Genomic DNA, 13999 nt, shown 5'->3' with positions numbered 1-13999 from the left:
TGGTCAGGGGCGCTGCGCGAGCAGCGCGGAGGTGCGGGCCATCAGCCCGGGGACGTCGGCGGCGCCGCCGGCCTGCGGCGGGGGCTCGTGGTCGAGCAGCCAGCGGGCGAGCTGCACCGAGCCCGCCACGACCGTGCCGGCGCGTTCCCGGCGACGGGTGGTGTAGGCGGTCAGCGCGGCGTCGAGGTCGTCCCCGCCGAGCAGCTCCTCGACCAGCACCGCCGCGTCCTCGAGCGCCATCGCCGCGCCCTGGGCGAGGGTGGGCGGGCACGAGTGGGCGGCGTCGCCGGCGAGCACGACGCGCCCGCGGTGCCACGGGCCGTCGACGAGGTGGTGGGTGAACCACGTGTAGTTCACCCGCGACGGGTCGGTCATCCGCTCGCGGATCTCGGTCCAGGGGCCGCCGTAGTGCCCGGCCAGCTCGCGCATCGTGGCGAGCTGCTCGTCGGGGGACAGGCCCGTCCGGTCGGCGGCGTCCTCGACGAGGTACGCGTAGATCGAGTCGTCGCCGGTGGGGCAGTAGCCGGCGATGTAGGCCGCACCGCCGTAGGTGAGGTCGGTGCGGGTGATGCTCGCCGGCCGCGTCGTGAAGACCCGCCAGATGCCCATGCCGAGCGGTTCCGGCCGGGTGTCGATCCCGATCGCGGCGCGGACCACGGAGTTGAGGCCGTCGGCGCCGACGACGAGGTCGTAGGTGTCCCGCGTGCCGTCGGAGCACGCGACCTCCCCGGCCTCGGTGACACCCTCCAGGCGGACCCCGGTACGGACCTTGACGCCGACCTCGGCGGCCCGGACGGCCAGCAGCCGGGCCATCTCCCCGCGCGGCATCCCGACGGTCGCGGGCAGGTCGGGCCCACCGGTGCGCGCGTCGGGGATGACGGCCAGCACGCCGCCGTCGGGCGTGCGCAGTCCGACCTCGTCGAACGCGTACCCGGCGGCGAGGACGTCGTCGAGCACCCCGAGGTCCCGGAAGACGCGCAGGGCGTTGCCCTGCAGGGTGATCCCGGAGCCGGAGGCCCCGATCTCCGGGCTGGCCTCGACGAGGTCGACGGACACCCCGGCGCCGGCCAGCAGGATCGCGGTGGCGGTGCCGGCGGCGCCGCCGCCGACGACGAGGACGTGCTCGGGGCTGGTCATCACATCACCGCGATCGGGTTGACGGGGGAGCCGACGGCGCCGGTGATCCGAAGCGGCGCGGCGGTGAGGAAGAAGTCGTGGCGGCCCTCGGCGGCGCAGGCGTCGGCGAGGCCGTCGAGGTCCCACATCTCGCCGAGGAACAGGCCCAGGTGCGGGATGGCGACCTGGTGCAGCGGCTGGAAGGCGACCTCGAACTCGTTGGGCCGCACCTCCACGCCCCAGGTGTCGGTGGCGATGGCGGCGATGTCGGAGTCGCGCAGCCAGTCGAGCGTGGTGAACGACAGCCCGGGCGCCGGGCCGCCGGCGTAGCCGCCCCAGCCCTCGCGGCGGGTGCGGGCGTACTGGCCGGTGCGCACGCAGACGATGTCGCCGGCCCGGACCTCGACGACCTGGACCCGCGCGACCTCGTCGAGCTCCTCGGCGGTGATCGGGTAGGCGTCCGGGAGCTCGCCCTGCTCGTCGCCGAGCACCCGCCCGGCGTCGAGCAGGACCCCGCGCCCGGCCAGGTGGGCGGCGGCGGTCTCGATGCCGGTGAGCCGGTCGCCCTCGACCCGCACCACCGCCGCGGCGTCCCGGCCGTTCCAGGCCTTGCCGTGGTCGAAGATGTGGCCCAGGCCGTCCCACTGCGTCGAGCACTGCAGCGGCATGGCGATGACGTCGTCGGCGCCGCCGATGCCGTGGGGGAACTCGCCGTCGAGGGCCTCGTGGCCGGTGCCGAGCATGGTGTGCACCGGGTTGGTGCGCTTTTTCCAGCCGTTCTGCGGGCCGGTCTCGTCGAAGGGCTGGGACAGCGAGAACGCGGTCCCGGTGCGGACGCACGCCGCGCCCTCCACCCGCTTGGCCGGGGTGAGCAGGTTCAGCGAGCCCAGGACGTCGTCCGGACCCCAGCGGCCCCACCGCGAGACGCGGGCGGCGACGGCCGCGACGGCCTCCTCGGGCTTGGCCGGGTCGTGGCCGGCGGCCACGATCGCGCTGGTGTCGGTCACTCCGCCACCACCCGCGTCTGCTGGGTGCCCAGGCCGGTGATCGACCCGGTCACGACGTCGCCGTCGCGCAGCAGCCGGCCGAGCGCCATGCCGTTGCCGGCCGGGCTGCCGGTGAGCACGAGGTCGCCGGGCCGCAGCGGCGTGATCTCCGAGGCCGCGGCCACGAGGGCGGCGACGTCGAAGAGCATGTCCTTGGTGGTCTCGTCCTGCATCACCTCGCCGTTCAGGTCGAGGCGGATGCGCAGGTCGGTCGGGTCGACGTCCCGGGCGGGCACGAGCCACGGGCCGAGCGGGGTGAAGCCCGGGCCGTTCTTCCCGCGGAACCAGTCGGTGCCGATCTCGGGCATGTCGCGGCGGAACACCTGGTCGCGGGCCGTGAGGTCGTTCGCGATCGTGTAGGCGGCGACGTGCTCGAGGGCACGCCTCCGGTCGACGCGGAACGCCGCGCGTCCGATGACCGCGGCCAGCTCGAGCTCCCAGTCGAACTGCTGCGTCCACGCCGGGATGACGACGTCCTCGCGCGGGCCGGTGACCGCGGACGGCAGGCCGATGAACAGGTAGGGCGTGCCCTCGGCGGCGCGCCGGTCCATCATCTCGGCGACCTCGGCGCGGATCTCCGCATCGGGCCGGGTCCCGCGCTCGGCGTGGTGCGCGGCGGCGAGGTCGATGACGTGGGTGCGGTAGTTGGCGCCCGACTGCAGGATCTGCCCGGGCTCGACCGGGGCGTGCACGCGCAGCCCGGCCAGCGGCTCGCCGCCGGTGCGGGCGTCCAGCGCGGGGAGCACGTCGTCCCAGCCGGCGAGCAGATCGCGGGTGCCCGCCGCGAGGTCGGACAGGTCGTCGACGCGCTCGGCCCCCTCGTCGCCGGTCACGAGCCCCGGGAAGGGCCGGTCCTCCCCGGGCCGCGAGAAGGTCCCCAACCTGATCATGCGTCCTCCGCAGCGCCCTCGGTGTGGTCCCGCCCACCATGCGGTCACCGTCGACGGCCCGGGAACCGCGAACTGCTGATGCCGGGCATCGCCGCGGTCGATGCCTCGGCCACGGCACCGCCCTTGTTCCGTGATCAGCAGGTCGGAAGGCACGTGCGGCGGGGCCCGGGAGGTGCCTTTCGGTCTGCTGATCACGTGGCGTGGGTGATCCGGACGCAGGGGGGCGCGCTGCGGTAGGGCTGCGGGAGGGAGTGCGGTAGGGATACGGGATGGACGAGGACGCCCCGCGACCCCTGCGGCTGGCGAACCTCGACCTCAACCTCCTGCTCTCGCTGCGCGCCCTGCTCGCCGAGCGCAACGTCACCCGCGCCGCGGCCGTGCTCGGGCTGTCGCAGCCCGCGGTGAGCGCGGCGCTCGCCCGGCTGCGTCGCCACTACCGCGACGACCTGCTCGTCCGCGTCGGCAACCGCTACGAGCTGACGCCGCTCGCGCTGCGCCTCGTCGAGCGCACCGAGAGCGCCGTGGCCGGCATCGAGGGCGTGTTCTCGGCGGCGCCCGACTTCGACCCGGCGTCGACGACCCGCGAGTTCACGTTGCTGGTCTCGGACTACGCGACGACGGTCCTCGGGGTCCCGCTGGCCGCGGCGCTGGCCGAGCGCGCGCCGTGCGCCCGGCTCTCGTTGCGCCCGCACAGTCCCGAGGACGTCGTGGGCGGCGCGGCCAGGCTGCGCGGGGTGGACGGGCTGGTCATGCCGCACGGGTTCCTCGACGACCTGCCCTACCTCGACCTCTACGCCGACCGCTGGGTGCTGCTCGCGTCGGCCGACAACGCCCGCGTCGGCGCCCGTGCCACGTTGGACGACCTCGCCGTCCTGCCGTGGGTGACGATCTACCACCGCCCGACGGCGTTCACCCCGGCCGCGCTGGCGCTGCGCACCCTGGGCATCGAGCCGCGCGCCCAGGTCGTCGTCGAGTCCTTCCTGCCGGTGCCTGACCTCGTCGCTGGCACCGAGCGCGTCGCCCTCGTCCAGTCGCGGCTCGCCGCCCGTCTCGCCCCCGGCGACGGGGTCCGCGTGCTGGACCCGCCGTTCGAGGTCGCCCCGCTGCTCGAGGCCCTGTGGTGGCACCCGATGTACGACACCGACCCGGCCCACCGGTGGTTGCGCGCGCTGCTGACCGAGGTCGTCGCCGACCTGCCCGCCATCAGCGACGCGGATGGCGACCCCCAACCGGAGTGATTTCCGATCACCCGCCGCCCGCCCGGACACTTCGCCGCACGTGTGGTGCCGATCACGGCCCCCGGGAGAGAGTGCGGAGGACGACCGTGACGGTCACCGGCGAGGACGCGGGCCAGGGCCGGGCGGCCCGGACCCGGGGTGCGATCGGGCAGGGCGCGAGCGGGCAGCGTGCGAGCGGGCAGGGTGCGATCCTGCTGGCGGGCAGCTGCCTGCCCGTCCTGGGCTCGGTGCTGCTCGCCCCGGTGCTGCCGCGGATGATGGAGGCCTTCGCGGGCACGGCGGGCGTCGAGGCCCTCGTGCCGATCGTGCTCACCGCGCCCGCGCTCGTCATCGGCCTGCTCGCGCCGGTCGCCGGCCGGATCGTCGACGCCGCCGGGCGCAAGCGGGTGCTCGTCGCCGCCCTCGTGGTCTACGCGCTGTTCGGCACCGCGCCGCTCTACCTGGACTTGCTCGGCGCGATCGTCGCCAGCCGGGTCGGGGTCGGCATCTGCGAGGCCGCGATCATGACCGCCTGCACGACCCTGCTCGCCGACCTGTTCGAGGGCACGGCCCGCGACCGCTGGTTCGGCCGGCAGACGATCGCGACGACACTCGCGGCCACCGTCTTCTTCGGCCTCGGCGGCGCGCTCGGCGCGGTGAGCTGGCGGGCGCCGTTCGTCCTCTACTTCTCCAGCCTCGTCATCGCGGTGCTCGTGGCGGTGTTCGTGCGCTCCACCGGGCGGACGCCGGCCGCGGCGCTGCCGCCGGTGCCGTGGCGCCTCATCGCGGTGCCGTGCCTGGTCACGCTGTTCGGCGGCATCGTCTTCTACACCCCGATCGCCGAGCTCTCGCTGGTGCTGGCCTCGGTCGGCGTGACGTCGACGGCCACGATCGGCCTGCTGTCCGCCGTCGCCTCGCTCGCGACGGCGGCGGGCGGCTACACCTTCGGCCGGGTGGCCCGGCGCGGCACGCGGGTCCTGCTCCCGGTGGCCCTCGGGCTCGCGGCCGTCGGCCTCGTCGTGGTCGGGATCTCCTCGGCCGTGCCCGTGATCGCCGTCGGCGCCGTCGTCGCGAGCGCCGGCACCGGCCTGCTGCTGCCGACGCTGCTGACCTGGGCGCTGTCGGGCCTGGGCTTCGCCGAGCGCGGCCGGGGCACCGGCTTCTGGACCGCCGCGATGTTCATCGGCCAGTTCTTCTGCCCGCTGGTGCTGCTCGCGGTCGCCGGCCCGCTCGGTTCGCTCTCCACGGCGATCCTCGCCCTCGGCGTCGTCACCGCGGCGGTGGCGGTGCTGGCGCCGGCGATCGTCCGGGCCCAGCGGTCGAGCCGGGCGCCGGTGGCGACGCCCGCCCCGTAGGCCAGGACGACCGCCGGCACCGGTGGGCCCGGGCTCGCCGGTCCGAGTCCCCGGGAGTGGGCGGCCCTGCTCAGCGCCGGATCGTGTCCCGCCACGCCCCGATGCCCGTGAAGCGGGGCCGCCAGCCCAGCTCCTCCTTCGCGCGGGTCGTGTCCATGATCGCCGGGTAGGTCGTCGCGGCGACCCACTGCAGGGGCAGCGGGAGCGGGAGGGTCATCGCCGCGCGGGACGGCACCTCGGCGACCCCGGCGGGCAGCTCGAGCACCGTGGCCCCGAGCTCGCGCACCAGACCGGCGAGGGTGACGGGGCCGTCGCCGGCGATGTTGTAGGCGCCCGCCGGGCCCTCGCCGAGCGTGCAGCGCGCCAGGGCGTGGCCGACGTCGTCGTGGTGGACGAGCTGCAGCGGGAACGCCGGCACGGCCAGCGGCAGCCCGAGGCGGGCGTAGCCGCGCGCCGCGCCGAGCAGCCCGCGCCCGAGGGCCGCCAGCGGGCCGGGCAGCGGGAGCTTGGCGCCGGCGAGGTCCGGCCCGACGACGCCGCTGGGGCGCAGGACGTGGACCTCGACCTCGGGGTGCGCGGCCGACTCCTCGGCCAGCATCTGCTCGCTGCGCGCCTTGTCGCGGGCGTAGAAGAAGGGGTCGTCGACGGCGAGCGGGTGGCTCTCGGGGATGCGCGGCGGGTGGTGGGCGCTGAAGCCGTACGCGCCGAGCGAGGAGGCGTAGACGAAGCGGCGGGCCCCGGCGGCGACCGCGGCCCGGAACGCCGTGCGCACGCCCTCCTGGTTCACCGTCTCGACCGCGCCCGGATTGGTCGCGCCGACGATGTCGTAGGCGAGGTGCACGACGACGTCGGCGCCGGTGAACGCGCCGGTCAGCGACTCCTCGTCGCGGACGTCGCCCCGGCGGAAGACGGCGCCGTGGCCGAGCCCGGAGCCGCTGTCGGGGTGCCGGGAGACGCCGACGACGTCGCCGACGCGGGGGTCCTCGGCGAGCAGGGGCAGCAGGCCGCTGCCGAAGGTGCCGGTCGCGCCGGTGACGGCGACGGTCAGGCGGTCGGTGGCGGGCCCGGCCGGGGTCGAGGGGCCGGTGGTCACGGGTGAGGCGGACACCGGGGCGGTTACCCGCCGGCCCTGGCACGATGCGGCCCGTGGGGATCCGGGTGCTGCTCGTCGACGACCAGCCGATCGTCCGCACCGGCTTCCGCACCGTGCTCACCGCCGCGGGCGGCATCGACGTCGTCGCCGAGGCCGGCGACGGGCCCGCCGCCGTGGCCGCCGTCGCGTCCTACCGGCCCGACGTCGTGCTCATGGACGTGCGCATGCCCGGCGGCGACGGGCTGACCGCCACCGAGCGGATCACCGCGCAGCACCCCGCCACCCGGGTCCTGGTCGTCACCACCTTCGACGTCGACGACTACGTGCGCCGCGCCCTGCGCGGGGGCGCCAGCGGCTTCGTGCTCAAGGACTCCGACCCCGAGGACCTCGTGCGCGCGGTGCGCACCGTCCACGCGGGCGAGTCGCTGCTCGCGCCGTCGGTGACGACGCGCCTGGTCCGCGACTGGGTGGCCCAGGAGCCGGCGCTGCCCACACAGCCCGCGCCGGCGGGGCCGCCCGAGGGCCTCACCGCGCGCGAGCACGACGTGCTCGTGCTGGTCGCCCGCGGGCTGTCGAACGCGGAGATCGCCGCGGAGATGGTCGTCGCCGAGTCGACGGTGAAGACCCACGTGGCCCACCTGCTGCGCAAGCTCGACCGCCGCGACCGCGTGCAGCTCGTCGTGCACGCCTTCGAGCGCGGCCTGGTGCCCACCCGATCATCGTGAACGCCCGCCACGTCGACCTGCTGCCGGAGCTCAGGGCGACCGACGGCGTCGTCATCGGCCTGCTGCTGCTCATGGTGGTGCTCACCGGGCTGGCGACGGAGACGTGGGCGCCGGGAGCCGGCCCCGGCGCGGTCCTCGCGGTGATGGCGACGGGGACGCTGCAGACGGTGCCGGCGCTGTGGCGGCGCGAGCGGCCGATCGGCGCGCTGCTCGTGTTCGGGGCGAGCGTGCCGGTGGCCTGGGCGATCTCCAGCACCGTCGCGACCTGGGTGTGGGCGGTCCTCGTGTACGCCGTGGTGCGCCGGGCGCGCCCGCTGCCCGGCGCGCTCGCGGCCGTCGGGGTGACCGTGGTGGCGCCGCTGCTCGCCGGCCTCGTCGCGCACCCCGGCGCGCCCGACCGGGCGGTGGGCCTCGCGCTCGGCCTCGACCTCACCCTGGTGCCGGTCGCGCTCGCGGTCACCGCGCTCGCCGTCGTCACCCGCCTCCGCGCCGCCCGGGCCGCGCTCCGGCGTCGCCGCGCGGAGCACGAGCGCCTCGCCGACGCCCTCGCCGCCCAGCGCGACCGCCTGGCCGGCGACCTGCGGGAGCTGGTCGCGGTCCGCGTCGAGCGGGTGGTCACGCGCACCCGCGCCCTCGCCGGCGAGGCCGACCCCGGCCCGCGGCTCGTCGCCATCGCCGCCGAGGCCCGGGCGGCGCTGGCCGGCATGCGCCGGGCCCTGACGGTGCTGCGGGCACCGGCGGCCGAGACGGGGCCCGCCCCCGCCGCCGCCGAGGCCCCGGGCGACGCGCCGTCGTGGCGCCCCTCGCGCGGCGGCCTCCTGCTCGGGGCCGGGATGCTCGCGCTCGTCGCGCTGTCGGGGGCCGCGGCGGCCGCGGCGGCGCCGGCGCTGGAACCGGGCAGCCCGGCGACGGCGAGCCTGGCCGTGCTCGACGTCGACCCCACGCGCCCGCTCGCCCTCGTGCCGCTGGTGGTGCAGGCGCTGGCGCTGGGGTGGTGGCGCCGGGCCCCGCTGCCGGCGCTGGTCGTGGCGACGGCCGCGTCGACCGCCGCGGGGCTCCTGGGCAGCACGCACCTGCTCACCGAGGCCTCGTGGGGGGTGATCGTCTTCGGGGCGGGCCTGGCGGCGGGCACCACCGCGGCCACGGTGGTCTCCGCCGTCGTGGTCACCGCGTGCACGGCCGCGGTGCTGGTGACGACGACGGTGATCGGGATGCCCGCGGGCTTCGGCGGCGACCGGTGGACGGTGGCCGTCTCCTACCTGCTCGTCCCCGCGGTCTGGGGTCTCGGGGTGCTCCAGCGGCGCTCGGCGCAGGCCGAGGCGCGCCGGGCCGCCGCGCGCGCCGCCGACGAGGCCGCCCGGGCGGTGCACGCGCAGCGCCTCGGCCTGGCCCGCGAGCTGCACGACGTCCTCGCCCACGAACTCTCCGCGCTGGTCGTGACCGTGCACGCCGCCCGCGTCGCGCCCGAACCGGCGACGCTCGCGACGATCACGGAGGAGGGGGAGCGGATCGCCACCGCGCTCCCGACGCTGCTCGCCGGCCTCGGCCCCGGCGTGGCCTCCGGTGACGCCGCCGAGCACATCGAGCTGGACGCCACCGCGCTGGCGGCCCTGGCGGCGCCGGTGCGCGAGGCGGGGCTGCCGGTGACCGTGACCGTCGCGGGCACCGCGCCCTCCGACCGGCCCGAGGCGGACGTCATCGCCGCGCAAATCGTCACCGAGGCCCTCACCAACACCCTGCGCCACGCCGGGCCCACCCCGACCCGGGTCGCGGTGCGCCACGACGACGAGGCGGTGACCGTCGAGGTCACCGACGACGGCCCGCGGCCCGGGCACCGGGCGGTCGCCGAGGGCTCGGGGCTCGGGTTCGTCGGCATGCGCGAGCGGGCCGCGCTCGTCGGCGGGACCGTCGAGGCCGGGCCCCACGGGCCGGGCTGGCGGGTCGCGGCACGCCTGCCGCGGCGCGACGCGGGCGTGCTGGGGGAGGAGGAGGGGCGGCGGGTCGAGCCGGTCGGCTAGAGGTCGAGCAGCATCCGGCTGTTGCCCAGCGTGTTCGGCTTCACGTAGGCGAGGTCGAGGAACTCCGCGACGCCCTCGTCGGCCGACTGCATCATCTCGGCGTAGACGTCGGGGCTCACCGGCGAGCCCTCGATCTCGCGGAAGCCGTGCCGCTCGAAGAACGCCACCTCGAAGGTGAGCACGAACACGCTGCGCAGCCCGAGCGCGCGGGCCTGGGCCACCAGCTCGTGCACCAGCCCGTGGCCGATCCCCGCGCCCTGCATGCGGGGGTCGACGGCGATGGTGCGGATCTCGGCGAGGTCCTCCCACAGCACGTGGAGGGCCCCGCAGCCGACGACGTCACGCCCGCGCACGGCGACGCGGAACTCCTGGACCGTCTCGTAGAGGGTCACGAGCGGCTTGCGCAGCAGGATGTTGTCGTCGGCGAACGAGTCGACGAGCGTCTTGATGCCGCGCACGTCGGCCGTGCGGGCCCGGCGCAGCAGCACCGGGGCGGCCGATCCGACCACCGCCTCCCGCGCCGTCTCGTTGCTCGAGGTCACCGGCAGCTCACCACCAGCGGAGGGTAGGCCAGGGGCCGGGCCGATAGGCTGGGGAGGTGGTCGAGCGCTCCCCCCGTACCGAAGAGCGTCCCCGGGTGGCGCTGGTGACCCTCGGGTGCGCCCGCAACGACGTCGACTCCGAGGAGCTCGCCGGCCGGCTCGCCGCCGAGGGCTGGGACGTCGCGGCGTCGCCCGACGGGGCCGACGGCGACGCGGACGTCGTCGTCGTCAACACCTGCACCTTCGTCGAGCAGGCCAAGAAGGACTCGGTGGACGCCGTGCTGGCCGCCGGGGGCGGGGACGCGAAGGTCGTCGCCGTCGGGTGCATGGCCGAGCGGTACGGCGCCGAGCTCGCCGAGGCGCTGCCCGAGGCGGCCGCGGTGCTCGGTTTCGACCACTACGGCGACCTACCCTCCCGCCTCGACGACGTCCTCGCCGGGCGCCCCCTCGCCTCCCACACGCCCACCGACCGCCGCACGCTGCTGCCGATCAGCCCGGTGAAGCGGCCGGAGGCGGTGCGCGACACGAGCATCCCCGGGCACGAGTGGGTGCCCACGGTGCCCCGGCGCCGGCTCGACGACGCCCCCGTCGCGCCGCTCAAGCTGGCCTCGGGGTGCGACCGGCGCTGCAGCTTCTGCGCCATCCCCTCCTTCCGCGGCGCCTTCGTCTCCCGCGACCCCCGCGACGTCGTCGCCGAGGCCGCCTGGCTCGCCGACCACGGCGTCGCCGAGGTGCTGCTGGTCAGCGAGAACTCCACGTCCTACGGCAAGGACATCGACACTCGCGGCGCGGCCGGCGGGGCGCTGGAGCGCCTGCTCGGCGAGCTGGCCGAGGTGCCGGGGCTGCGCCGGGTGCGGGTGTCGTACCTGCAGCCCGCCGAGGTGCGCCCGCCGCTGCTCGCGGCCATCGCCCGGACCCCGCGCGTCGCGTCGTACTACGACCTGTCCTTCCAGCACGCCAGCGCCCCGGTGCTGCGCCGGATGCGCCGCTTCGGGTCCCGCGAGACGTTCCTGGCGCTCTGCCGCGAGATCCGCGCGCTCGACCCGGAGGCCGGCATCCGGTCCAACGTCATCGTCGGCTTCCCCGGCGAGACCGAGGACGACCTGCGCGAGCTCGAGGCGTTCCTCGCCGAGGCGGAGCTCGACGCGGTCGGCGTGTTCGGCTACTCCGACGAGGACGGCACCGAGGCCCTCGGCCTGCCCGACAAGGTCGACCCGACCGAGGTCGCCGCGCGCGTCGAGCGGATCACCCGGCTCGCCGAGCACGTCGCCGAGGACCGTGCCGCCCGCCGGGTGGGCACCACCGTCGAGGTGCTGGTGGAGCGGCAGGACACGGTCGAGGACGGCTTCGACGACGGCTCGGCCGACCCAGACGAGCCTGACGACTCCGAGCTCGTCTGGGTCGGCCGGGCCGCGCACCAGGGGCCCGACGTCGACGGGGAGTGCCTGCTCTCCGGCGACGAGGACCTGCTGGCGGGGCTCGCCCCGGGCGTCGTCGTCGCCGCCCGCGTGGTGGACGCCCAGGGCATCGACCTGGTGGTCGAGGCGCTGCGGGTCCTCGGCCCCGAGGAGACGCTCGACACCGCGGCGCCCGTCGGCGCCGGGGCGCGATGACCGGCCCGGGTCCCGACGGCACCTCGCCGTCCGGGGCCACCGGGGTCGTGACGCCCCCCGTACCGCTGGTCAACATCGCGAACGCCCTGACCGTCGTGCGGCTCGTGCTCGTGCCCGTGTTCCTCGTCGTGCTGTTCGTCGACGGCGGGCAGAGCCCGGCGTGGCGCTGGGCGGCGTTCGCGGTGTTCGCGATCGCGTCGCTCACCGACACCTTCGACGGCGACCTCGCACGCCGCTGGGGTCTGGTCACCGACTTCGGCAAGATCGCCGACCCCATCGCCGACAAGGCGCTGACCGGGGCCGCGCTGGTCGGGCTGTCGATGCTCGGGGAGCTCGCGTGGTGGATCACGATCACCATCGCGGTCCGCGAGCTCGGGGTGACGGCGCTGCGGTTCTGGGTGCTGCGCCACGGCGTGATCCCGGCCAGCCGCGGCGGCAAGATCAAGACGTTCCTGCAGACGATCGCGCTCGGGCTGGCGATCATGCCGCTGCCCGCGGTGCTCGACCCCGGGGTCGCCGTCCTCATGCTGGCGGCCGTCGTGGTGACGGTCCTCACCGGCGTCGACTACCTGGTCCGCGCGCTGCGGCTGCGGGCGCGGGCGAAGGCCCGGTAGCGGCCACCGACCTGTTCGCTCTCGACGAACAGCCCCGGGCCCGCGCCGGCGTCGCCGTCCCGGCGATCTCGGTACGGTGGACGGACACGGTCGTCGACGCCCCGCTGTCGGGGCGTCACCCGGGGTTCCCCGGCGGCCGGTGCTGGGAGGTGTGCCATGTCGCTGCTGTTGCGCGAGGCCATCGGCGGAGCCGTCCGCCGCGCGCGGACCGAGCGGCGCCGCACGCTGCGCGACGTCTCGCGGGAGGCGCGGGTCAGCCTCGGCTACCTCTCGGAGATCGAGCGGGGCCGCAAGGAGCCGTCCAGCGAACTGCTCGCCGCCATCTGCGACGCGCTGGCCCTGCCGCTGCCCGAGCTGCTCGACGAGGTCGCCGACACCCTGCGTCCCGTCCCGCGCCGCGTGCCCGCCGGCGTCGGCGGTCGCGGTCTCGACGGGGACGGCACGCCGGTCGACGAGGAGCTGCGCACCGCGGTCGAGGAGGCGTTCGAGCCGGAGCAGGGCGCGGCCACGGGTGACGGTGCCGGAGCCGGTGCCTCGGCGAGCATGTCTGCCCGCATCCCCACCCCGCCCGAGCCCGAGGACCCGGCGCCGCCGCGCACCGTCGCGCTGCCCGAGCCCGAGGGCGCCCCGGGCCACGACACGGGCGAGGAGGTCGTGGCGCCCGTGGACGGGGCCACGACGGTCCGGCTCGTGGGGCTCGCGGGCACCGGGGGCGGCGCCCGCACGGTGCCGCTGGTCCGCGTCGCGGCGTGAGCCGGGTGATCGGTGTGAACGCGCTGTGAGCAGCACGCCGGTCGTGATCGTCGGACCCGGCGGGTCGGTGGAAGCCGCCGCGGGGAGGTGAGACCATGGACATCGAGACCAGGCGCGGATGTCGCGGCCTGAGCCGAGTCGACGTCACGAGTTGGGCGGGAGCAGATGGCCAACCCCTTCGTCAAGGCCTGGCGGTACTTCTTGGCCGCGTTCTCCTCGCGGATCGATGAGCACGCCGATCCGAAGGTGCAGATCCAGCAGGCCATCGAGGACGCGCAGCGGCAGCACCAGGCGCTGTCGCAGCAGGCCGCATCGGTGATCGGCAACCAGCGCCAGCTGGAGATGAAGCTGAACCGTCAGCTCGCCGACATCGAGAAGCTGCAGGCCTCCGCGCGCCAGGCGCTGGTCATGGCCGACGACGCCCGGGCCAAGGGCGACGAGCAGGGCGCGCAGCGCTACGAGCAGAGCGCCGAGCAGTTCGCGTCGCAGCTGGTCACGGCCGAGCAGAACGTCGAGGACCTCAAGACGCTGCACGACCAGTCGATCGGCGCCGCGCAGCAGGCCAAGCAGGCCGTCGAGCGCAACGCGCAGGTGCTGCAGACCAAGATCGCCGAGCGCACCAAGCTCCTCAGCCAGCTCGAGCAGGCCAAGATGCAGGAGCAGGTCTCCGCGTCGCTGCGCCAGATGAGCGAGGTCGCGGCGCCGGGGAACACCCCGTCGCTCGACGAGGTGCGCGACAAGATCGAGCGCCGCTACTCCACCGCGCTCGGGCAGGCCGAGCTCGCGCAGAACAGCGTCCAGGGCCGGATGCTCGAGGTCGAGCAGGCCACGCGCGACTACGCGGGCAAGAGCCGCCTCGACCAGATCCGCGCCTCGATGGGGCAGGGCCAGGTCGGCCAGGGCCAGCCGCAGGGCCAGCCGCAGGTCCCCGCGGGCCAGACGACGCAGGCGCAGCCCGCGCCGGCGCAGCCCCAGCAGCAGCCGACCCAGCAGCAGCAGGCGCCCCGCCAGTACTGA

General features: G+C 76.0%; 12 protein-coding genes and 1 pseudogene. 8 read left to right on the top strand and 5 right to left on the bottom strand.

Features of this window, described 5'->3' with window-relative positions:
• Window positions 1-3: 3 nt before the first annotated feature.
• Genes PH190_RS04085 through PH190_RS04075 form a run of 3 tightly spaced genes read right to left on the bottom strand, consistent with a single transcriptional unit; the run spans window position 4 to window position 3052 of the window.
• Entirely contained in the window at window positions 4-1137 is a 1134-nt protein-coding gene (locus PH190_RS04085; protein ID WP_274230219.1) for an FAD-dependent monooxygenase, read from the bottom strand.
• Window positions 1137-2123: a cyclase family protein gene (locus PH190_RS04080; protein WP_274230218.1), complete on the bottom strand. Its 987-nt coding sequence runs from the start codon at window positions 2121-2123 to the stop codon at window positions 1137-1139. The genes PH190_RS04085 and PH190_RS04080 overlap by 1 nt, the downstream gene beginning before the upstream one ends.
• Window positions 2120-3052, bottom strand: coding sequence for a fumarylacetoacetate hydrolase family protein (locus tag PH190_RS04075; RefSeq protein WP_274230217.1), 933 nt, complete (start codon window positions 3050-3052; stop codon window positions 2120-2122). The genes PH190_RS04080 and PH190_RS04075 overlap by 4 nt, the downstream gene beginning before the upstream one ends.
• A 269-nt stretch (window positions 3053-3321) precedes the next feature.
• Between PH190_RS04075 and PH190_RS04070 the strand changes: the two genes are divergently transcribed.
• Both PH190_RS04070 and PH190_RS04065 read left to right on the top strand, forming a co-directional pair.
• Window positions 3322-4290 carry a LysR family transcriptional regulator gene (locus PH190_RS04070; protein ID WP_274230216.1) on the top strand — a complete coding sequence of 323 codons (969 nt, stop codon included), beginning with the start codon at window positions 3322-3324 and terminating at the stop codon, window positions 4288-4290.
• An 86-nt stretch (window positions 4291-4376) separates the two neighbouring features.
• On the top strand, window positions 4377-5624 hold the full coding sequence (locus PH190_RS04065; protein ID WP_274230215.1) for an MFS transporter: 1248 nt from the start codon (window positions 4377-4379) through the stop codon (window positions 5622-5624).
• A gap of 70 nt (window positions 5625-5694) precedes the next feature.
• On the opposite strand, the gene PH190_RS04060 is transcribed toward PH190_RS04065, so the two are convergent.
• Window positions 5695-6717 (bottom strand): NAD-dependent epimerase/dehydratase family protein, encoded by a 1023-nt coding sequence (locus tag PH190_RS04060; protein WP_274230214.1) that lies wholly within the window; start codon window positions 6715-6717, stop codon window positions 5695-5697.
• Between the two features lie 44 nt (window positions 6718-6761).
• Here PH190_RS04060 and PH190_RS04055 point away from each other — a divergent pair, with 44 nt between their 5' ends.
• Window positions 6762-7442 carry a response regulator gene (locus tag PH190_RS04055; protein ID WP_274230213.1) on the top strand — a complete coding sequence of 227 codons (681 nt, stop codon included), beginning with the start codon at window positions 6762-6764 and terminating at the stop codon, window positions 7440-7442.
• Entirely contained in the window at window positions 7439-9460 is a 2022-nt protein-coding gene (locus PH190_RS04050; RefSeq protein WP_274230212.1) for a sensor histidine kinase, read from the top strand. The genes PH190_RS04055 and PH190_RS04050 overlap by 4 nt, the downstream gene beginning before the upstream one ends.
• Here PH190_RS04050 and PH190_RS04045 read toward each other — a convergent pair.
• Entirely contained in the window at window positions 9457-10002 is a 546-nt protein-coding gene (locus tag PH190_RS04045) for an amino-acid N-acetyltransferase (protein WP_274230211.1), read from the bottom strand. The two genes, PH190_RS04050 and PH190_RS04045, sit on opposite strands and share 4 nt — an antisense overlap.
• Window positions 10003-10097: 95 nt before the next feature.
• Here PH190_RS04045 and PH190_RS04040 point away from each other — a divergent pair, with 95 nt between their 5' ends.
• The 4 genes and pseudogenes from PH190_RS04040 (at window position 10098) to PH190_RS04025 (ending at window position 13999) form a co-directional block, all read left to right on the top strand.
• Window positions 10098-11615: a MiaB/RimO family radical SAM methylthiotransferase gene (locus PH190_RS04040; protein ID WP_274230210.1), complete on the top strand. Its 1518-nt coding sequence runs from the start codon at window positions 10098-10100 to the stop codon at window positions 11613-11615.
• On the top strand, window positions 11612-12229 hold the full coding sequence (gene pgsA, locus PH190_RS04035) for a CDP-diacylglycerol--glycerol-3-phosphate 3-phosphatidyltransferase (protein WP_274230209.1): 618 nt from the start codon (window positions 11612-11614) through the stop codon (window positions 12227-12229). Before PH190_RS04040 ends, pgsA begins: the two co-directional genes overlap by 4 nt.
• A 156-nt stretch (window positions 12230-12385) precedes the next feature.
• A pseudogene (locus PH190_RS04030) lies at window positions 12386-12602 on the top strand (helix-turn-helix domain-containing protein); the annotation flags it as partial.
• Window positions 12603-13147: 545 nt separating this feature from the next.
• On the top strand, window positions 13148-13999 hold the full coding sequence (locus tag PH190_RS04025; protein WP_274230208.1) for a PspA/IM30 family protein: 852 nt from the start codon (window positions 13148-13150) through the stop codon (window positions 13997-13999).

It is taken from the genome of Actinomycetospora straminea, assembly GCF_028737255.1.
GTDB lineage: Bacteria > Actinomycetota > Actinomycetes > Mycobacteriales > Pseudonocardiaceae > Actinomycetospora > Actinomycetospora straminea.
The sequence above is the reverse complement of the archived record's forward strand: the minus strand, read 5'-3'. Positions and strand labels throughout refer to the sequence as shown.

Coding starts and splice junctions, on each gene's coding strand:
- PH190_RS04025 (WP_274230208.1), top strand. CDS start 13,148: ATGGCCAACCCCTTCGTCAAGGCCTGGCGGTACTTCTTGGCCGCGTTC.
- PH190_RS04055 (WP_274230213.1), top strand. CDS start 6,762: ATGCGGCCCGTGGGGATCCGGGTGCTGCTCGTCGACGACCAGCCGATC.
- pgsA (WP_274230209.1), top strand. CDS start 11,612: ATGACCGGCCCGGGTCCCGACGGCACCTCGCCGTCCGGGGCCACCGGG.
- PH190_RS04085 (WP_274230219.1), bottom strand. CDS start 1,137: ATGACCAGCCCCGAGCACGTCCTCGTCGTCGGCGGCGGCGCCGCCGGC.
- PH190_RS04070 (WP_274230216.1), top strand. CDS start 3,322: ATGGACGAGGACGCCCCGCGACCCCTGCGGCTGGCGAACCTCGACCTC.
- PH190_RS04075 (WP_274230217.1), bottom strand. CDS start 3,052: ATGATCAGGTTGGGGACCTTCTCGCGGCCCGGGGAGGACCGGCCCTTC.